Consider the following 21,821-nt stretch of genomic DNA (forward strand, 5'->3'; position numbering starts at 1 on the left):
TATAATCTTGGTAGAAAATCCGTATAGAATATCAGTTTACAAGCTATCTTGATTTACAAATCTTATTTAATTGAATAATTTCTATTTATTTATAAATCAACAATTTATAATACTTTATAGTTCCGCCGGAACTTTGGTCATTTCTTTCATCGGAATGCAATCGCAGGAAGTGAAGATTAAGCCGAACGTAAAAGTGGTGTTGAAGTCTGATGCCGAAGTACTTGATGAAGTTGTGGTTACTGCTATGGGTATATCTAAAGAAAAGAAAGCCTTAGCTTATGCTGTGCAGGATATAAAAGGAGATCAATTGACACAAGCTGCTAGCACAAGCCTCTCCTCCGCATTACAGGGAAAAGTCTCAGGTGTTGACATTACACCTTCTTCAGGTATGCCTGGTGCCTCATCGCAGATAACTATTCGTGGCGTACGTTCCTTTACTGGAGACAATACTCCATTGTACGTAATAGATGGTATGCCAATTTCATCAGCTGCTGATATTGATACCGATACTCGCAATACGGGTAGTGTGGCTGGTGCAGATTTTGCCAATCGAGCTGTAGACATAGACCCGAACGATATCGAAAGTATTAATATCCTGAAAGGACAAGCAGCTTCTGCCCTTTACGGTATGAGAGCCTCTAATGGAGTTATTGTAATCACTACAAAAAGTGGAAAAGGGGCAGCAAAAGGCAAACCGACAATTACGTTAAACACTAATCTTTCATTTGAGAAGGTTTCGACCCTACCCGAGTTTCAGAAAGAATACGCACAAGGAGCGAATGGAGTATACTCACCGTATGCATCTACTGCTTGGGGACCTAAAATTGCAGATCTAGCGAATGATGCAACCTATGGAGGTAATACGGATAATGCCTATACTCAGCAATATGGCAAACATGAAGGAATGTATTATGTGCCTCAACGTGCAGCTGCGGGGTTAGACCCATGGGCAGTACCACAAGCATATGATAATGCAAAAAACTTCTTTAATACAGGTATATCTTGGAGTAATAATGTAAATGTGGCACAAGCATTTGATAAAGGATATTATTCATTTTCATTAGGTAACAGTACTTCAGATGGTATTATTCCTAATACAGGAATGGATCGCTATAATGTGAAACTAAATGCAACTGCCAATCTTAGTCAGAACTGGACAACTGGTTTTAGCGGTAATTTTATTACTTCAAAGATAAAAAAGCAAAGTTCAGGTAATGAAGGTGTAGTTGCAACCATATACGGTGCTCCGTCTAGTTATGACTTTAATGGAATTCCGTCATACATTGAAGGTGATCCTTACACCCAGAACAATTATCGTTCATCAACATTTAATAATGCGTATTGGGCAACAGATAATAATTCATTCGAAGAACGCTCTCAGCGCTTTTTCGGAAATACATATGCACAATACAATACAAATTTTGGAACAGATAATCATAGTTTAACAGCAAAATATCAGTTAGGGGTAGATGCTTACAGCACCATTTATTCTGATAACTATGGATATGGGGACTCTAGTTTTGCTACAGGCTACTCCAGACAAGATACTTATTCTATTACTGAAATGAACTCATTGTTCACACTGACTTATGACTGGAAAATAACTTCAGACTTGGACATGAATCTTTTATACGGTAATGAATGGGTTGACAAATCTACAAGAGTTACTACTGCAGAAGGCTATAATTTTAATTTCCCTGGATGGAACCATATAGGAAATGCCACAACGTTCCAGTCTGGACAAAGTACAACAAAAAAACGCACAGTTGGAAACTTTGCCAATCTTTCTTTATCGTGGAAAAGCATGTTGTATTTTAATGCTACAGTCCGAAATGACATCGTATCCTCTATGCCCCGTGGAAATCGATCATTTACATATCCGTCTGTGTCTTTAGGATGGATTTTTACAGAACTTCCATGCTTGAAGGATAACTCTGTACTGACATTTGGAAAAATAAGAGGTTCATATGCCGAAGTTGGTATGGCTGGTGAATATATAGAAAACTTGTATGCCGTGCCAGGATATGGTGGAGGTTTCTCTGCTGGAACCCCAATACAGTACCCTTTCGGATCTGTTACTTCTTATATTCCTTATTATAGAGTTTATGATCCCAATTTGAAACCACAGAACACAAAGTCATACGAAGTTGGATTAGATTTAGCATTTTGGCATGGTCTTGTTTCATTAAATTATACATATTCTCGACAGAATGTAAAAGATCAGATTTTTGCAGTACCTTTATCTACTTCAACAGGTTATAGTGAAATGGTAACAAATGGGGGAGCTATTCACACTAATGCGCATGAACTCACTCTGACAATTAAGCCTATTGACAAGAAAAACGTATACTGGGACTTAGGGTTTAATTTCTCCAAAATAGATAACTATGTAGATAAATTGGCTGATGGGGTAAACAGTATTATGTTAGGAGGGTTTGTAACTCCACAAGTACGTGCCAGCATTGGTGAAAAGTTCCCGGTAATCTACGGTACAGGATATCTTCGCAATGAGAACGGAGACATCGTAGTAGATGAAAACGGTATGCCGCAAGCTGGAGAGCCTCAAGTTATCGGTCGTATTTCTCCTGATTTTCGTTTAGGTTTTAATACAACACTGGAATTATATAAGTTCCGTTTGTCTGCAGTATTCGACTGGAAGCAAGGAGGACAAATGTATTGTGGAACAATGGGGGTTCTTGACTATTATGGTGTGACCCAGCGTTCTGCCGATTATCGTAGTCAGAAAGACTTCTTATTTGAATTGCCCGCTGTAAAACAAAATGCAGACGGATCTTATTCTCCCAATGATATCAAGATTAAAGGAGAAAACGCATTCAATTATTTCAATGCTTTAAATGGTATTAATGAAGCTTCTGTTTATGATAATTCGTTTATCAAACTGCGTGAAATATCTCTTAGTTATCCTATTCTAGAAAAGAAATTCCTGAATGTCACAGCAAATGTCTTTGCACGCAACATTTTGATATGGTCTCAGCTTCCAGGCCTTGACCCTGAAGCGACTTTGGGGAACAACAATATGGCGGGAGCTTTTGAACGTTTCTCTATGCCAGGGACTTCAAGCTATGGCTTTGGTTTAACATTTAAATTCTAAACAAAAGACGATATGAAATTTACATATAAAAACATTAAGACCTGTTTGTCTGTGGCTTTAATTGCCGGAGCATTGTTTTCTTGCTCTGAAGACAAAATGGACCGGATTAATCAAGACCGTGATAACGCACACGATGTTGATGCCAAATTCATATTGACGGATGTAATTACATCTACAGCTTTCAGTAATGTCGGAGGGGATTTTAATCATTATTTTTCGTCTTACATAGAGCAGGAAGTCGGAATCTACAATCAACTTTGGAATGCTGAAACACGTCTCAGTGAAGTTTATGCTTCATCTACATTCAATAATATATGGATGAATTTATATAGCACCCTGAAGAATGCACGCATAGTTATTGATAAATGCTCTGAAACAGGGACCCAACCAGGCAATTATACGACCAAAGGTATGGGAGAAGTTTTGGTCGCCATTAACTCTGCATTAATTACTGATGCTTTTGGTGATGCTCCTTTTAGTCAAGCCGCTTTGCCGCAATTGGATAACGGAAAGCCTCAGTATATGACTCCAATATTAGATAAACAAGAAGCCATTTACACCGCAATTCTTCAATATTTAGATGATGCCATCGCTGATTTGCCCAAAGGAGATCAACATGCTACGGGAGGTCCTGGAAGCCAAGATGTTTTATTTGGAGGTGGAAGTAAGGCTGCAGATAATTGGCTGAAACTTGCATACGGTTTAAAGGCCCGCTATCTTCTGCACACGCTTAATAAATCTTCTGATCAAACAAGTACATTAAATACTATATTGAAATGTATTGATAAGGCTGCACAATCAGCAGACGAACAAGCAGCTTTTTCTATATATGATGGAGCTACAAATGTAAATCCGTGTTTTGATTTCTTTGACAGCCGCGAATATATGGCAGCAAGTAAAAGTATGTACGATAAGCTGGTGGCGCGTCAGGATCCTCGTATTAGGCGTGTATATGTGACTGCGCTTGACAATAATAGTAGCGGTTCACAAATAACAGGTTCAGAAGATTCAAGATTGCTGTTAGCTCCTAATGGCAATCCAGAGCAAGAACAACGTAAATATACCACTTCTATATTTGGATTTGCCAGTGATGCTCCTACACTATTGCAAAGTTACCATGAGTTATTATTTATTAAAGCAGAAGCATTGGTACGGTTAAATCAGCTACCAGAAGCGAAAAACGCATTAAAAGAAGCCGTTGTAGCTAGTATGATGAATATGGAGAATAATGTTTCATCAGCTTTAAGGCAAACAGTATATCCTATAACAGCTAATTCATCTACAGCTATTACCCCCAATGAGGCTGAGAACTATTTCGATGCCCATATCAGTATGTTATTTGATTCAAATCCTTTACAGGAAACAATGATTCAGAAATATATCGGAATGTGGGGAGCTAATGGAGAAACGACTGAATGCTATAATGATGTACGTCGTTTACAAGCTGAGGGAAAAGATCTTAAAGCATTTTATGGACTTCAAAACGAAAAGAAATTCCCTTTACGTGCTCCTTATGGCAGCGATGAAGTTAGTGCAAATCCCAATATACAATCTGCTTATGGAAACGGTCAATACGTATTTACCGAGAATGTATGGTGGGCTGGAGGAACTCGCTAATATAAGACTCTATTGAGAATATTAAAAAATTAATAACGTTAAGAACTTGCCCAAGTTTACAGAAATGTATGCTTGGGTAAGTTTTTTTATGATTTAGTAGAATGCAGGTAGAAAATTTATCTCTTCTTTGATTTTAAAGCTGTCAGCATTTAGAATTCGACCGATAGGAGGTTTATTGTAAAATGTTGATTATTATGAGATTATGTATAATTCCAGTTCCGCCGGAACTTTGGTCATTTCTTTCATCGGAATGCAATCGCAGGAAGTGAAGATTAAGTCAAATGTAAATGTAGTACTGAAGTCTGATGCTGAGGTACTTGACGAAGTCGTAGTAACCGGATATGGTGTACAGCGTAAAGCTTCATTTACAGGTGCAGCTTCTATTGTTGGTGAAGAAGCTATTGCTAAAAAGAATGATGCAAACTTTGTAAAAGTACTGGAAGGTTCTGTTCCAGGTGTACAAATGAACAACTCTACCAGTATGCCAGGTGTATGGGGATCTGTATATATACGTGGACGTGCCTCATTGAATTCAGGAACACAGCCACTTTACGTAATAGACGGAATGCCAGTAAACTCTGATACTGACGCAATAAGTACGAGTGACAACAACATGGTAGACCCGATGTCCTCAATTAATCCGGCCGATATCGAAAGCATTACCGTATTAAAAGATGCGGCAGCTACAGCTATCTATGGTTCACGTGCTGCCAACGGTGTTATTGTAGTAACAACGAAGAAAGGTTCAGAAGGTAAATTCAACTTGAATTTAGACATTAAACAAGGTTTCGTATCTATGGGAAACAACAATATGGATTTTGCTAACGCTGAAGAATCTATGAAGTTGTTCACCGACGGATTAACGGCTTACCAAGGAGGAGACTGGCAAGAAAATTATAATTACCTGGCTGATAACTATTTCGGTTGGGATCGCAAAACCAGTACAGACTGGATGGATGCCATCACACGTAAAGGATATTATCAGGACTATAACCTCAGCGCACAAGGTAGAAACGGAAATACCGGTTACTATGTAAGTTTAGGTTATTTGAACACTGACGGTCTGATTATCGGTTCGGATATGGAACGATTCTCAGGACGTATGAATCTTGATTCAAAATTCAAATGGGCAACTATCGGTGTAAATACATCTTACAGTTATTCTACACAAAACGGATTCTCATTGTCTACCGGTGGTTCTATGTCAAGCCCGTTAACTGCTGCAATATCCAGCCAGACTCCGATGGATCCTGTATATGACTCTGAAGGAAACTACAACAACATAAATATGTACAACCCTGTAGCATTAATGGATGAGGATACGGGAGAATTGAATGAAAATAAGATGCAAACTATCAACTTGAATCCATATTTACAGGTTGATTTTGGATTAGGAATCTATGCTAAGACCACTTTGGGTGTCAATCTTACAGATTTACGCCAATACCAATATTGGAGTGCACTTTACAATCCACAAGCCATGGATTATAACGGATTAGGACAGCAGTACAATTCACGTAACACAGTAATTACATGGAATAACGTAGTTGGATGGAATCATAAATTCGCCGACAAACATGATGTCAGTGTAATGTTAGGACAAGAAATGCAAAAGAAATCATACTTCTATGAATATTATGCTAAGTCTGATTTCCCATTTGCTGATTCTGGCATGCGTGATTTGACTACAGCCGGAACAGAACAGGGAAGTGAATACTACAAAAAAGAAGCTCGTCTGGCTTCTTACTTTATGGATGCACACTACTCATATGCTGATAAATATTATCTCTCAGGTTCATACCGTCGAGACGGTTCTTCTGTTTTCGGTAGTGACACACGTTGGGGTAACTTCTGGTCAGTAGGAGGTAAATGGCGTATTTCTGGTGAAGATTTCTTAAACGGAAACAATGTAATTACAAACGCTACATTACGTGCCTCTTATGGTACTGTTGGAAACCAGGATATAGACTGGTATGCAGCCCGTGGATTCTACGGTGCTGGTTATAACTATAACCAGACGCCTGGTATGATTCCTGTAAGTATTTCTAACCAAGAGCTGACATGGGAGGTTTCCAAGAAATTCGACATAGGATTTGATCTTTCATTGTGGCATCGCCTGCATTTCACTTTCGATTTTTATAACGAAATTACTTCTGATGCACTTTTCCAGGTACCTTTGTCTATGACTACTGGTATGACTGAGACTTACAAAAACATCGGAAAAATCCGTAACCACGGTATCGAATTCTCTGTTAACGCTAATATTCTCCAAACTAAAGACTGGACATGGAGTGCTTACGCTAACTTGACATGGAATGAAAATGAAGTTGTAAAATTGTCTACTGATGAACCAATAGAATATACATTCCAAATTATAGAAGAAGGCCGGCCTTATACACAATTCAAGATGAAAGAATATGCCGGTGTTGACCGTGAAACAGGAAAGCCATTATGGTATCTGAACGAAACAGGAAACGAAACTACCAGTGATTATAATGCCGCAGCTAAACGTTATGTAGGAGACGCCGATCCGAATGTATTAGGTGGATTTGGAACTAATCTGAGATGGAAAGACATTGATTTCGGATTGTCATTCAACTATCGCCTTGGAGGAAAAGTCTATAATTCAGGAGCAGCTTTCACGGGATTCGGAATGGCATTCAGAACTCCTTTGGAAGACGTTGCACTCAACTCATGGACAGAAGAAAACAAAGATGCCAAGTATCCTCAATACATCTATAAAGATCCATATAACGCAACATCAACTTCATCACGTTTCTTATATAGCGGGGACTACTTACGCATAAGTAACTTGACACTTGGATACACTCTTCCTAAAAAATGGACAACAAAAATTCTGATACAGAGACTCCGTGCATATATTTCTGTAGATAACCTTTACACATTCACAGCAAGTGATTTCGTAGGTTACAACCCTGAAACATCAGCAAACGGTGTTATAGCATGGCAATATCCTGCTACCCGTACATTTATTGGAGGTATCCAACTTACTTTCTAATTATTAGCAACTTAAAAGGAACTTTATAATATGAAAAAATATATATTAAAAGCATTTATGCTGATGGCTTTGGGAGCTGGCATGACAAGTTGTGGTGATACTTTCCTGGAAACCGATTATTATTCAGGCATCGATACGGAAGATGCTCTGACATCGATTTCAAAAATTTCAACCGCACTGAATGGAACGTATTATAACTTATACCATTATAGCTTTGCCGGCAATTATGCCATCAATATAGGAGATATTCCAACAGACATCAGCTACTGGAATGGCAAAACCGGACATTTTGATGGTATCTATACATTCACTATTGTAGATACAGATACTTATTTAAACTCTATATGGAAATATGGATATAAAGTTGCCGATAATGCAGCTCGAATAATAGAAGCTATACCAGCTTTATACGAAAATGCAACAGAAGAAGAAAAAGCTGAACTTGAGCTATACCTAGCCGAAGCATATTCATTACGCGGCTATGCCCAATTGATGCTAACAAATATATTCTGCCATCAAATAAAAGTAAACGGCACAGACTTTTCTTCTGAACCGGGTATCGTAGTAATTAATACACCTATACCTGCATTCGAAAAAGTATCCCGTTCAACCATAGGACAAAGCTATGAGGCTGTATTGTCTGACTTAAATAATGCTATCAGCCATTTCGATGCTGCGGGTGGTGATAGAGGACAATTACAATATTTCGGTAAAGCAGCTGTCTACGGATTATTGGCACGTACTAATTTATATATGGAAAATTGGGATGCAGCTATGTCAAATGCACAAAATGCACTTAATGCTGCTGATATCTCAACTCTTACATATGGCAATGATAACTATAAAGCTTTATACAACAGTGAAACATCTAATACTGAAAGTATGTTTGCACTTGCCATTACAGCTAGTCAGAACTGGTCAGCTAATTCAAGCGGTACATTGTGGAGCAGCTATAACTATAGCCCAAGCCCGAAACTTCAGGCTTTATATGGTGAAAATGACTGCCGTACAAGCATTTTTGCATGGGATAGCCAATCGACTCCAGAAGTTCCTAAATTCAAAGGTGGTAAATTTTCTCACTTTTCATCAGGTAACCCTGCATATGCGACAAATTATATCGTAAATGCTCCAGAAATGTTCCTCATCATTGCAGAAGCCAATTTATACAGTGCCAATGGAACTATCAACAATGCACAGAAGGCATTGTTGACTGTAGCTAAACGTAATTCTGATATCACATCTGTCGGTGATTTGCCATCTACAAAAGAAAATCTGATGTCTTTCATTAAAGATGAACGCGCCCGTGAATTGTTCCAAGAAGGATTACGTTTGTATGACCTGCGCCGATGGGATGAAATGGCTAAAGTTAATGCAACTCAAGCTCCGAACATTTCATTTGTATATACAAATTATAAAATTTCTAACCTGGTATTCCCAATTCCAAGTGCTGAAGTTAATACAGGCTATGGTGTAGCACAGAATGAAAACTGGTCATCAACACTGCCGCAAAGAAATTGATGAATACCAATATCAGTTTATATAGTTTTATTATATAACTGAATTAATAAGATAAGAACCACCTTGGTGAATATATTACCCGAGGTGGTTTTTTTATTTTACACTACTTGAGATACACACTCTTCAACGGTCTATTATATAATTCACTGCAAGTTTTTTAATAAGCCAGCACACAACTTAAATAAAAAAACCGGAATCACATTTCTGCAATCCCGGTTTTCCTTAATAAGTATTATAATCTATTTTCTAATCAGAACAATTTAGCAGGATATTCACCAGCATCTACCAAAGCCTGAATCTTGTCAACTACACTCTGACGGTCAGCAGCGTATGTCACACCAAACCACTTAGAAGTAGTATCCAGTACTTTTACAGTAGCAGTTCCTTCATTGATCAGCTTGTTCACCATCAACGGAATGAAGTATTCACATTTCAAGTTGCTGATATTTTCTTTCAGGAATTCTACGAAATATTTTTCTGAATGTTCGAAGTAGTCAGGAGTGAATCCCCACATGTTCATTGAAACCGGAGTATTATCTTCGATACCAACCCATTTACCTTCTTCATCCTTGTAAGAAACCACACCGTCTACACGCATAATTTCTGTACGTTCAACGACTGTTGTCAGATGAGCATTTTCATCAGTTGCACATACACCACGAGCAACAGTTCCACTTTCTGACAAAGTGTTTCCTACACGGAAACCTACCATGCTATAGTCGTTCTTTGCATCTTCTGGCAATTCTGACAAGTATTTGCCCAATACGGCAAAACTGTCACGTCCATAGAAATCGTCAGCGTTGATTACGGCAAATGGTTCTTTAATTACATTCTTGCCCATCAACACTGCATGGTTTGTTCCCCAAGGTTTAACACGGCCTTCCGGACAAGTAAAGCCAGCAGGCAGGTCGTTCAAATCCTGGAACACAACTTCTACAGGAATATGATTTTCATATTTGCTTACAATCTTTTCACGGAAATCTTTTTCAAAATCACGACGGATTACGAAAACCAATTTCCCGAAACCACCACGGATAGCATCGAAAATTGAATAATCCATGATTGTTTCACCGTTAGGACCCAGTCCATCAAGCTGTTTTAAGCCACCGTAACGACTCCCCATACCGGCAGCCAGTACAAATAAAGTTGGTTTCATAGAATTGTATTAAAATTAATAACTACGCAAAGGTAAACAAATAATGTGATTTCAAAACATTGTTCATAAACAAAATGTATCACCTTTGGGTTCTTTTTTATATATTCGCATAACTAATGATTCAATTGTATATGAAAAAATATATAAAATGGGGTGGAATTGTACTAGCAAGCCCATTTATCCTTTTTATAGTATTGTGTATATTAATCTATATACCTGCTGTCCAGAATTTTATCGTGGATAAGGCGACATCATACGCTTCGCAAACTACGGGGATGAACATTCATATACAACGAATTTCGCTTTCTTTTCCACTAAATTTAGTCGTCCATGAAACCACGGTTACCAACCCTCAGGATACGCTCCTGAATGTAGAAAAGCTGACCGTAAAAATTCAATTGCTTCCTCTGGTAAAGAAGCAGATAGAGATTGACGGAGTGGAACTGAAAAACGCTTCGGTCAATACGGCTGACCTGATTGAGGGAATGTCTTTACAAGGAAACCTGGGTGAACTTTTCTTGAAATCGCATGGAGTTGACTTGACGCCGGAAACAGCTGTACTCAACGAGCTCACACTGAAAGATGCCAATCTGAAACTATGTCTGGCAGATACAACCGCACAAGATACCACTCAAAGTACACCTACATTCTGGAAATTTAAATTAGAAAAGATTGATTTGGCCAATGTGGACTTTCAGATGGATATGCCGCTTGATTCCATGAATTTAGGGCTTAAAGTCGGAAATGCTTCTTTAAGAGACGGATTAGTTGACTTGCATAAAGCGGCTTATTCCGCTAAAGAATTTAAGCTTTTACAGAGTGGATTATACTATAACTCAGGGAATACACCTCCTATAGAGAAGGGATTGGATCCGTCACATATTGCAGTGACCGACATCAATTTACAGATGGATTCTCTATACTATCAGGGGAATAACATCCGGGCATTACTGCATCAGTTCGAACTGAAAGAGCGTTCGGGACTGGAAATCAAATCGACCGGGGGGCAATTACAGGCAGACGAGAAAGCCATACGTGTGCCTTCTTTACAAATCAAAACTGCAAATTCATTTTTGGCTCTCAAAGCTACGATAGACTGGTCGGTCACAGAACAGAATCAGGACGGCGTATTGAACGGGCAGTTCATGGCTGAAATCGGTAAAGCTGATTTGTTCAAACTGATTCCAGACATGCCACAAGAATTTATTCAATCCTTCCCTGCAGCTCCATTACAAATACGTATTGGAGTAGATGGAAGTCTGAGTGACCTGAAACTGACCACTTGTCAGGTTAAAATTCCCGATTGTTTCCGGATGGAAATGGACGGAACGGTAAAGAATGTGCTCGACAGTCTTTCCAGAGAGGGAATCATCAACCTGAATTCAGATTTCTACAAAATGGATTTTCTGAGTAGTCTGATCGGCGGAGTAGTTATTCCGTCAGGAATGAATATTCATGGAAAGGCCGGTATGAAAGGTAACGATTTGTTTACCGAAACTACCTTAAGCCAGAATGAGGGAAAAGTACAGCTAAATGTGGAATACAACCTCCTTAAAGAGGCTTATAAGGCAGATATGCAAATCAGTGAGCTAAACCTGCATGATTTCCTGCCAGCTGATTCGTTGTTTTATCTCTCTGCTGGTATGCAACTTGAAGGAGCAGGAACAGATTTTTTTTCCAAACGAACTACATTAACAGCCAATGCCGGACTCAATCACCTTCAATGGGGAACCCGTATCTTCTCTGGCGTACAGCTTAATGCAGCCCTGAAAGAGTCAAAAGCGAATCTCAACTTGGATGTGAATGATAACCTGATGAACATTTCATCCCAATTAGATGCATCTCTACACCCTTCTGCAATTGCTGCAGATATGTTGATTCAAGTGAAGAACCTGGATTTATACGGAATGGGATTGCTCAACTCTCCGTTAAAGACTACTGAAAATATCGATATTCAGTTGAAAACGGACATGAAAAAGAGCCACGGTGTTCGTTTGTCTGTAAAAGACATAAATTTAATTACTGAAAAAAAGACATTTAAGACGAAAGACATACATTTCGGATTCAGTACGGCACGCGATTCTATCAGGAGTTACGCGAATGCGGGTGACCTGACGTTTTTATTCAGAAGCCGAGGAGGTATTGATGAGTTAGGCAATCAGATAACCAAACTGACGGATGCACTGAGTACACAATGGAAGCAAAAATCAATTGATCAGGTAGCCCTTCGTGAGCTGTGGCCAGAAACCCAGTTCAGAATCTTTGCAGGGAAGGACAACCCTATTTCCAATACACTGGCCATCAAAAAGATAAATTTCGACCGCATGAATGTGAATATACGCACCTCCCCTGCAGAAGGATTGAATGCATCTATGAATCTTTATGGATTAAGGACTGATAGTCTGGCTTTTGATACAATTTATTTTAATGCAACTCAGCAGCCGGAGAAAATTTTATTCAGTAGCGGAGTGATTGCCAATGACAAGCCGTTTCAAGAGGCATTCGATATTATGCTGAATGGAGATATTGGAGCTGACAAAGCAAATGCAACCATTGAATACCTGAACGGTAAAAAGGAATGTGGTGTAAATATAGGTATGGTGGCTGGTCTGCAAAAAGGTGGAATCAGTCTCCACATTACCCCATTTGATCCGATTCTGGTTTACCGCAAATTTACGGTTAATCCAGATAATTACATCTACCTGAGAGATGACGGCCGTATTATGGCTAATTTATCCATCTATGATGAATTGCGGACAGGACTCAGCTTTTATTCTACCCCTGACTCTACGGCACGACAAGATCTGACTTTGTCTCTAAACCAAATAAATATTGGAGAATTCAAACGAGTCATTCCATATATGCCTGATATAGAAGGCATCATCAACTCTGAAGCACATTATGTACAGACAGAGGAAGGCATGGATCAAATTTCACTTGAAAATAACATCAATAAGCTTAGCTATAATGGAATAGCATTAGGGAATTGGGCTTTGAGTGCAGTTTATCTTCCTAAACAAAGCGGAGAGCAACATATCAACGGCCTCATCATGCAGAATGACAACGAAATTATCAGCATAGAAGGATCATACTTCCCTGCAGAAAAGAAAGAACAAACTGAGGACAGAATTGATGCACGCATGGCATTGCATCATTTTCCGTTGGAAATAGCCAATTCTTTCATTCCTGGTAAAATGGCCATGTTAAGTGGAGATATTGACGGAACCATGCACATGACCGGTAATGCATCTCAACCTCTTATGAATGGAAAAATCAATCTGGACAGTGTGAATATCTATGTTCCGCAAGCTTCTCTGAATCTTCGATTTGATGACAGGCCTGTGGAAATCAAAGATAGTAAGCTCACATTCAACCGCTTCAAGATATTCACAAAAGGCAAGACTCCTTTCACCATTGACGGAGATGTGGATATGGCAGATTTCAGCCAGATGAAGATGAATCTGAAAATGGACGCCAACAATTTTGAGTTGCTGAATGCCAAACAGACCAAACAATCGCTTGTATATGGAAAGTTGTACGTGGATTTCCACTCCACTCTCAAAGGTACGCCAGATAATATGAACATACGTGGCAATATGAATATCCTAGGTACAAGCAACTTTACCTATATCCTACAGGATTCTCCACTCACTGTAGAAGACCGTTTGGGGGAAACTGTAACCTTTACCAACTTCAGCGATACGACTTCTGCACAAAGAAGGGTTCTTCCAGCCCTCTCACTGGGAGGTATTGACATGCTGATGACCTTACACATAGACGAGGGGGTACAGTGCCGTGTCAATATGGATGAAAAAGGAAGCAATTACATGTATTTTGAAGGAGGTGGCGACTTGTCTTTCCAATATACTCCGGAAGGAAATATGATTCTAAACGGAAGATATTCTCTTCTAAGTGGGGAAATGAAATACCAGCTTCCAATTATCCAGTTAAAGACATTCCATATTCAAAGCGGAAGTTACATACAATGGAGTGGAAATGCAATGAACCCTCTCATGAGTATAAAAGCGACGGAAAGAATACGTTCTTCTGTGGCACAAGAAGGGCAGGCTTCGCGCATGGTCAACTTCGATGTGGGTGTAAACATTACCAATACACTGGAGAATTTAGGATTTACCTTTATCATTGATGCACCGGATGACGGTACCATGCAAAACGAATTGGCATCCATGTCGGCTGAAGAAAAGAATAAGGTAGCTGTAACCATGCTGGTAACAGGTATGTACCTGACAGAAGGTAGTACACTGGGAGGTGGTGGAAGCAGTGTCATGAACTCTTTCCTGCAAGACCAGATTTCTAAAGTGGCTGGAAGTGCCCTCAAGACTATTGATGTGAATTTCGGTATAGAAACCAATAACGGAGAAGAAACTGGACAGACATCTACGGATTATAACTTCCAATTTGCCAAGAGATTCTGGAACAACCGTATTCGAGTAGTGATTGGTGGAAAAGTATCCACAGGTAATAATGTGCAGCAGGACGAGTCTTTTATCGATAATATCTCATTGGAATATCGTTTGGACAACAGTGGTACTCGCTACGTCAAGCTTTTCCATGACAAGAACTACGAAAGTGTGCTTGATGGAGAAGTCATAGAAACCGGAGCTGGTATTGTACTGCGCAAGAAAGTTAGTAAAGTGGGCGAATTGTTTATTTTCAGAAAGAAGAAAAGACCACAGCCTGAAGTCGAAAAAAAAGAAGAAGATGAAAATGAGGAAGAGAAGAATAAATAAACTGTTACTGACAGGACTTCTGTTGTTTATCATAACCGGATGTTCCACAACCAAGCATCTTCCGGAAGACGAGTTGCTTTATATCGGTACACCGACTCCTAAAATTGTGGGATACAATGAAGCCGATAATGGAGAAGCAACTCTGGAAGAAGTACAAGGCGCATTGAACGTGGCACCGAACAATTCATTTTTCGGCAGCCCTAAGTATCGTATTCCCCTCCCTTTGGGATTATGGGTGTATAACCGATTTGAACGATACGAAAAAGGCATTGGCAAATGGATTTTCAAGAAACTGGCCGCCGACCCGATTTATGTATCTACCGTCAATCCTGATACCCGTACAAAGGTAGCAAGCAATGTTTTACGTGAGAATGGTTTTTTCCAGGGTAATGTGACAGTACAGGTAGATACTGCCAAGAATCCGAAGAAAGCCAAATTAAATTATACCATATACACCGGACAACGTTACAAGTTAGACTCCGTTACCTATGTAGGATTTTCACCCAAAGAAGACAGTCTGATTCAGGCGACATATAGTAAACGCCTGCTAATAAAAGAAGATGCGTTCACTGTCAATAAACTGGACGAAGAAAGAAATCGCCTGGTAGAACTATTCCGTAACAATGGATATTATTTCTATCGCCCTGACTTCATTACTTTCATGGCCGACACATTGATTCGTCCCGGTTATGTCAACTTAAGAGTTGTACAGAAACATAATATTCCGGAAGAGGGATTACGTACTTACTACATTGGAAAGACAAGCATCAATCTGGTAGGACATAATGGAGAACAACCCAATGATTCATTGAATTTTCATAACTTCACCATCAATTATGCAGGGAAAAAGCCGGGTATACGATATGGGGTACTCCGCCGACGCTTTCTTTATAAAAGCGGAGAAATATATTCTCAGCAACGTCAGAACTATACCCAACAAGCATTGTCCAGATTAGGCGTATTCAAATACAATGATTTCAATTATACTCCTCGTCCGGGAAGAGATACCCTGGACATTACGGTCAATGCCATGTTCGACCTACCTTACGACAGCGAACTGGAACTTAATGTCACCACCAAGAGTACCAAGCAAACAGGGCCGGGAGCCAAATTCAATCTTTCGAAAAAGAATTTCAAAAGAATGGGGGCTTCATTGAACTTAGAGTTGAAAGGTTCTTACGAATGGCAGACCAGTTCCACTGTAGACGGAGAAAGTTCTGTGATGAATTCTTACGAGCTGGGGGCTGCCCTCTCTCTGAATTTTCCACGATTAGTCTTACCCTGGATTAAAAACCGGGTAGACCCCTTCCGTTTCCCATCTGAAACCAACTTTAAGATTTACGCAGAACAGGTAAACCGTGCCCGTTACTTCAAGATGTTGTCATTTGGAGGTACTGTATCTTATAGTTTTCAGCCGAAGCGTAGCATCAAGCATACCGTAACTCCAATTCACCTGGCGTTCAACACCTTGCAACACCGTACTGCACGCTTTGACTCCATAGCCAACGCTAACCCGGTGCTCTTCCATAGCTTGGACGACCAATTCATTCCATCACTGACCTACACGGTTACTTACGACAATAGCTACCGGAAGAAAAAGAATCGTGTGTGGTGGGAAAATTCGCTCACCTCAGCCGGAAATGTAACATCCGTCATTTATGCGGCTTTTGGACAGAAATTCAGCAAAAAGGAGAAGGAACTATTGGGAAATCCGTTTGCACAGTTCCTGAAATATTCTTCAGAAGTAAGATATACCTACCACATCAGTGAAAAGCAGCAGTTAGCCACCCGACTGATGGGAGGTGTGATATGGGCATACGGTAACAAGACAATTGCACCTTATAGCGAACAGTTCTATGTGGGAGGTGCCAACAGTATTCGTGCCTTTACCGTACGCTCCATCGGTCCGGGAAGATTCCATCCGGCCAACAACTCCGATTATTCCTACGTAGATGAAACTGGAGACATTAAACTGGAAGCCAACCTGGAATATCGTTTCCGCATCTTATCCAATTTTTTGGGCGGAAACTTAAACGGAGCTACCTTTTTAGATGCAGGAAACGTATGGCTAATGCGCAAAGATGAAGCTCGTCCTGGTGCAGAATTCAGTCTCCGACATTTCTTTGACAGCATAGCATTAGGAACTGGAGTCGGAATTCGTTATGATCTTTCCTTCCTGATTCTGAGACTGGACTTCGGCTTTGCCCTTCATGTGCCATACGACACCGAAAAGAGTGGATACTATAATATCCCTAAATTCAAGGACGGAATGGGTATCCATTTTGCCATTGGTTATCCTTTCTAAAAACAGAGCTAACAGTCTGACAAGAAAAATTAATGAAAATACAGATTCGTGAATCAAAATAAATGGCTACCTTTGTAGCGTTTTTGAAGGTATTAGCATGAATAAGTGGAAGATTTTTGCTTGTATATCCCTAATTACTCTTATGAGCGTACTCGTAGGAGCAAACTTCTTTGCGCTTTATTCCACCGTGCTCAATGAGAACAATACAACAGAGGAAAACCAATCGGCTGATTTCATCTACCAGCATCCGGACAATATTCCTTCGAAAACGCTTGACTTTCTGATAGCCAACAGACAAGCAGATATTCCGCAGAAAATTTTATTCATACAAACCCAGAAAAACCTGGACGGTAAGTTTTTCTTGCCGGTATTCTCGTTTGGACAAGACTTTATTTCCAGACCACCCACACATTTAGGGCTGGTCTGTTCTGTATATTCCACACATCCTTATACACAATTAGATAAATTCTATTATTTATATACCCTCAAAAAAATCCTTATTTAATACTATCTAACTAAGAACAGTTTAAAATAGATTGTTCCGATACATTGCAGACAGAGGCTTGCGGTGTAACGGAAGCAATTTGCCATCTATATGTATCATCAAAAATTCTTAGATATATGTTTTTTACATTTATTATTGTCGTTATTCTGACTGCTATCGTCCTTGTTGTGGCAGCAATGACCATCGCAAAATTACTTGCTCCACGGTCATTCAATCCGCAGAAAGGAGAACCGTACGAATGTGGTATTCCTACGCGTGGACAATCATGGGTGCAATTCAAGGCAGGTTACTACCTGTTTGCTATCTTGTTCCTGATGTTCGACATTGAAACGGTATTTCTCTTTCCTTGGGCTGTAGTGGCCGGCCAGGTAGGAGTATATGCACTGGTCAGTGTAGGTTTCTTCCTGGTAGTTTTAATTTTGGGCCTGGCATACGCCTGGCGGAAAGGAGCTCTTGAATGGAAGTAAAAAAAGCTACCTCTATTCGTTCTATGGAGTATGAGGACTTCAAGAACAATGATTATCTGGAAGACATGGTACGTCGTCTGAACATGGACGGTGCCGGAATCGTACTGGGAACAGTGGACGAACTGATTAACTGGGGACGAAGCAATTCGCTCTGGAGTCTGACGTTCGGAACCAGCTGTTGTGCCATCGAATTTATGGCATTAGGCGCAGCCCGTTATGACATGGCCCGCTTCGGGTTTGAGGTAACCCGAAACTCTCCTCGTCAGGCCGATATGATCATGGTGCTGGGAACCATCACACACAAAATGGCTCCGGTATTAAAACGTCTGTATGACCAGATGGCCGAACCTAAATACGTAGTAGCAGTAGGTGGATGTACCATCTCCGGAGGTCCTTTCATCAAATCTTACCACGTAGTAAACGGTATCGACAAGATTATTCCGGTAGACGTGTACATTCCGGGATGTCCTCCCCGACCGGAAGCTTTCTTCTATGGCATGATGCAACTCCAACGTAAAATCAAGGTGGAGCGCTTCTTAGGAGAAGTGAACCGTAAAGAAAAAGAGGAATAAACCCTACGTAAAAAGAAAAAATGCAAATGGAAATTGAAAAAATAACAAGCATTATTCCTGAAGCCGAAATCAGCCAGACAGGAGAGACTGTCGTAAAAGTTCCGGCAGAAAAGTTACACCAGATAGCTGAGACACTACTGAATGACAAAGAAAACCCGATGGATTTCTTGCGCGACATCGTAGGAATGGACTGGGGTGAAGAAGGCTTGGGTGCGCTTTATTTACTGGAATCTACCCGCACAGGTGCAAGAATCACACTCAAAGCGGTAACAACAGACCGTGAAAAGGCATTACTTCCCACAGTAAGCGACTTGTGGAAAACCGCTCTGATTAAAGAACGTGAAGTGTACGACTTCTTCGGTATCTGCTTCTTGAATCATCCGGATATGCGCCGTATCTTCTTGCGTGAGGACTGGATTGGCTATCCTATGCGAAAGGATTATGACATGAACTCCAACCCACTTCGGATGGACAACGAGGAAAATGCCGATATGACAGATGAATACTTTCTCCGCCCCGACGGCACACTTGAAGGCCGTAAGAACGTGGTGTTTGGAGAAGATGATTTTGTAGTAAATATCGGGCCGCAGCACCCTTCTACACACGGTGTATTGCGTATGCGTACCTCTCTTGAAGGAGAAAACATCCGCAAGATTGACCCGATACTGGGATATATCCACCGAGGCATCGAAAAAATGAACGAAAGCCTCACCTACCCGCAGACATTAGCTTTGACCGACCGTCTGGACTACCTGAGTGCTCACCAGAATCGCCATGCGTTGTGTATGTGTATTGAAAAAGCTGCCGGAATAGAAGTACCGGAACGTGCCCAGTACATCCGTACCATCATGGACGAGTTGCAGCGTATCGACTCACACTTGCTGTTCTACTCCTGTCTGGTCATGGATATGGGTGGACTGACTCCTTTCTTCTATGGTTTCCGTGAACGTGAGATGATTCTGGATATTTTTGAAGAAACTACCGGAGGCCGTCTGATTCAGAACTACAACATGATTGGAGGTGTACAGGCTGACATCCATCCTACCTTCCAGCAGAAGGTGAAAGACTTTATCAAACACCTGCGCAGTGTAATTCAGGACTATCATGACATCTTTACTTCAAACGTCATTGCCGATACCCGTCTGAAAGGTGTAGGAGTTTTGTCAAAGGAAGATGCCATCTCACTGGGATGTACAGGAGGTACCGGACGTGCTTCCGGATGGGCCAACGACGTGCGTAAGCATCATCCGTACGCACTCTACGACAAGGTGGACTTTAAGGAGATTGTGTACACGGAAGGTGATTCCTTTGCCCGTTACATGGTACGTATGGACGAAATCATGGAGTCTTGCCATATCATCGAGCAACTGATTGACAATATTCCGGAAGGAGAATTCCGTGCCAAGACCAAACCCATCATCAAGTTGCCGGAGGGTGTATTCACTTCATCAGTAGAAACCAGTCGTGGTGAGTTTGATGTGATATTGGAGAGCCATGGTGATAAAGTTCCTTACCGTCTGCACTATCGTTCCACCGGACTTCCGTTGGTTCACGCCATGGATACCGTTTGCCGTGGAGCTAAAATTGCCGACTTAATTGCCATTGGAGGTACACTCGACTTTGTCATCCCTGACATTGACCGTTAATCTCCACACAAACTTCAGGAACAATCATTACAGAAAACTGAAAAAATAAAAGAATTATGTTTTTAGATTATTATAATCTCAGCCCGCTGCTCATGCAGATTCATGCATTCCTTTGCAGTGTAATGCCTGAATGGCTGGCACTTACATTGGAAGGACTCGCTGTGGGAGTATTTATCCTCGTCATGTACGCGGTACTGGCCATCATTCTTATCTACATGGAACGTAAAGTCTGTGCGGCTTTCCAGTGCCGTATCGGCCCGAACCGTGTAGGAGGAAAAGGAGGTTTGCTGCAAGTACCTGCCGACGTATTGAAAATCCTTACCAAGGAAATCATCAGCCTGAAGCATTCCGACCATTTTCTTTATGCTTTGGCTCCGTTCCTGGTAATTCTTGCTTCCATTCTGACATTCTCTTGTCTTCCATGGAATAAAGGTGGAGAAATCCTTCACATGAACATCGGTATCTTCTTTGTGCTGGCAGCTTCTTCCATCGGTGTATTGGGTATTTTGCTGGCCGGATGGAGTAGTAACAGCAAATATACATTGATTGGTGCCATACGAAGTGGAGCCATGATTATCAGTTACGAGCTTTCTATCGGCCTCAGCGTACTGACCATGGTCGTAATGAGTGGTGCCATGGATATTCAGACCATCGTAGAAGGTCAGGCCAACGGATGGAACATTTTCAAAGGACACATTCCTGCCATCATGGCTTTCGTCATCTACCTGATTGCCGGAAACGCGGAAGCTAACCGCGGTCCGTTCGACTTGGCAGAAGCAGAACAGGAGTTGACCGCCGGATACCACACGGAATATTCGGGTATGCATTTCGGCTTCTTCTATCTGGCCGAATACTTGAACCTGTTCATTACTGCCGGTATCGCCACTACACTGTTCTTGGGAGGCTGGATGCCCTTGCACATTGCCGGACTCGACGGACTGAACATGGTGATGGACTACATCCCCGGATTTGTATGGTTCATTGGAAAGACCTTCTTCATCGTCTTCCTGCTCATGTGGATTCGCTGGACCTTCCCCCGTTTGCGTATCGATCAGGTACTGACACTGGAATGGAAATACCTGATGCCGCTCTCGCTGGTCGTATTGTTATTAATGACCGTATGCAAAGTATTTGGTCTGACATTTTGATTAAA

12 protein-coding genes are annotated in these 21,821 nt (G+C 40.8%); 11 read left to right on the forward strand and 1 reads right to left on the reverse strand.

The features are described 5' to 3' along the window. The first annotated feature begins 91 nt into the window (after nt 1-91). The 4 genes from WKT20_RS05160 (at nt 92) to WKT20_RS05175 (ending at nt 9,266) form a co-directional block, all read left to right on the forward strand. The gene (locus tag WKT20_RS05160; protein WP_340416993.1) at nt 92-3,112 is read left to right on the forward strand and encodes a SusC/RagA family TonB-linked outer membrane protein; all 3,021 of its coding nucleotides are present in this window, start codon (nt 92-94) and stop codon (nt 3,110-3,112) included. 12 nt (nt 3,113-3,124) lie between these two features. Beyond that, nucleotides 3,125-4,729, forward strand: a complete 1,605-nt coding sequence (locus WKT20_RS05165; RefSeq protein WP_117701924.1) for a SusD/RagB family nutrient-binding outer membrane lipoprotein — start codon at nt 3,125-3,127, stop codon at nt 4,727-4,729. 202 nt (nt 4,730-4,931) lie between these two features. Continuing rightward, entirely contained in the window at nt 4,932-7,748 is a 2,817-nt protein-coding gene (locus WKT20_RS05170; RefSeq protein ID WP_278454151.1) for a SusC/RagA family TonB-linked outer membrane protein, read from the forward strand. Between the two features lie 30 nt (nt 7,749-7,778). Then, nucleotides 7,779-9,266, forward strand: coding sequence for a RagB/SusD family nutrient uptake outer membrane protein (locus WKT20_RS05175; RefSeq protein WP_118164128.1), 1,488 nt, complete (start codon nt 7,779-7,781; stop codon nt 9,264-9,266). A 250-nt stretch (nt 9,267-9,516) separates the two neighbouring features. On the opposite strand, the gene WKT20_RS05180 is transcribed toward WKT20_RS05175, so the two are convergent. Beyond that, nucleotides 9,517-10,422 (reverse strand): nucleotidyltransferase, encoded by a 906-nt coding sequence (locus WKT20_RS05180; protein ID WP_118164125.1) that lies wholly within the window; start codon nt 10,420-10,422, stop codon nt 9,517-9,519. Between the two features lie 116 nt (nt 10,423-10,538). Between WKT20_RS05180 and WKT20_RS05185 the strand changes: the two genes are divergently transcribed. The 7 genes from WKT20_RS05185 to nuoH all read left to right on the forward strand — a co-directional run bounded on the left by WKT20_RS05185 (nt 10,539) and on the right by nuoH (nt 21,816). Continuing rightward, nucleotides 10,539-15,173, forward strand: a complete 4,635-nt coding sequence (locus WKT20_RS05185; RefSeq protein ID WP_340416976.1) for a translocation/assembly module TamB domain-containing protein — start codon at nt 10,539-10,541, stop codon at nt 15,171-15,173. Next, a complete protein-coding gene (gene tamL, locus WKT20_RS05190; RefSeq protein WP_340416977.1) occupies nt 15,145-17,478 on the forward strand; it encodes a translocation and assembly module lipoprotein TamL in 2,334 nt (777 codons plus the stop codon). Before WKT20_RS05185 ends, tamL begins: the two co-directional genes overlap by 29 nt. A 142-nt stretch (nt 17,479-17,620) precedes the next feature. Further along, nucleotides 17,621-17,983 (forward strand): hypothetical protein, encoded by a 363-nt coding sequence (locus WKT20_RS05195; protein WP_040312284.1) that lies wholly within the window; start codon nt 17,621-17,623, stop codon nt 17,981-17,983. A gap of 116 nt (nt 17,984-18,099) precedes the next feature. Then, nucleotides 18,100-18,450, forward strand: coding sequence for an NADH-quinone oxidoreductase subunit A (locus WKT20_RS05200; RefSeq protein WP_117671405.1), 351 nt, complete (start codon nt 18,100-18,102; stop codon nt 18,448-18,450). Continuing rightward, nucleotides 18,441-19,022 (forward strand): NADH-quinone oxidoreductase subunit B, encoded by a 582-nt coding sequence (locus WKT20_RS05205; RefSeq protein ID WP_007557848.1) that lies wholly within the window; start codon nt 18,441-18,443, stop codon nt 19,020-19,022. Before WKT20_RS05200 ends, WKT20_RS05205 begins: the two co-directional genes overlap by 10 nt. A gap of 26 nt (nt 19,023-19,048) precedes the next feature. Then, nucleotides 19,049-20,668 carry an NADH-quinone oxidoreductase subunit C gene (locus WKT20_RS05210; protein WP_040312285.1) on the forward strand — a complete coding sequence of 540 codons (1,620 nt, stop codon included), beginning with the start codon at nt 19,049-19,051 and terminating at the stop codon, nt 20,666-20,668. Nucleotides 20,669-20,724: 56 nt separating this feature from the next. Next, nucleotides 20,725-21,816 carry an NADH-quinone oxidoreductase subunit NuoH gene (nuoH, locus tag WKT20_RS05215; protein WP_340416978.1) on the forward strand — a complete coding sequence of 364 codons (1,092 nt, stop codon included), beginning with the start codon at nt 20,725-20,727 and terminating at the stop codon, nt 21,814-21,816. Nucleotides 21,817-21,821: the final 5 nt, after the last annotated feature.

The organism is Phocaeicola sp. ICN-14070, assembly GCF_037892625.1.
Taxonomy (GTDB): Bacteria; Bacteroidota; Bacteroidia; order Bacteroidales; family Bacteroidaceae; genus Phocaeicola; species Phocaeicola plebeius.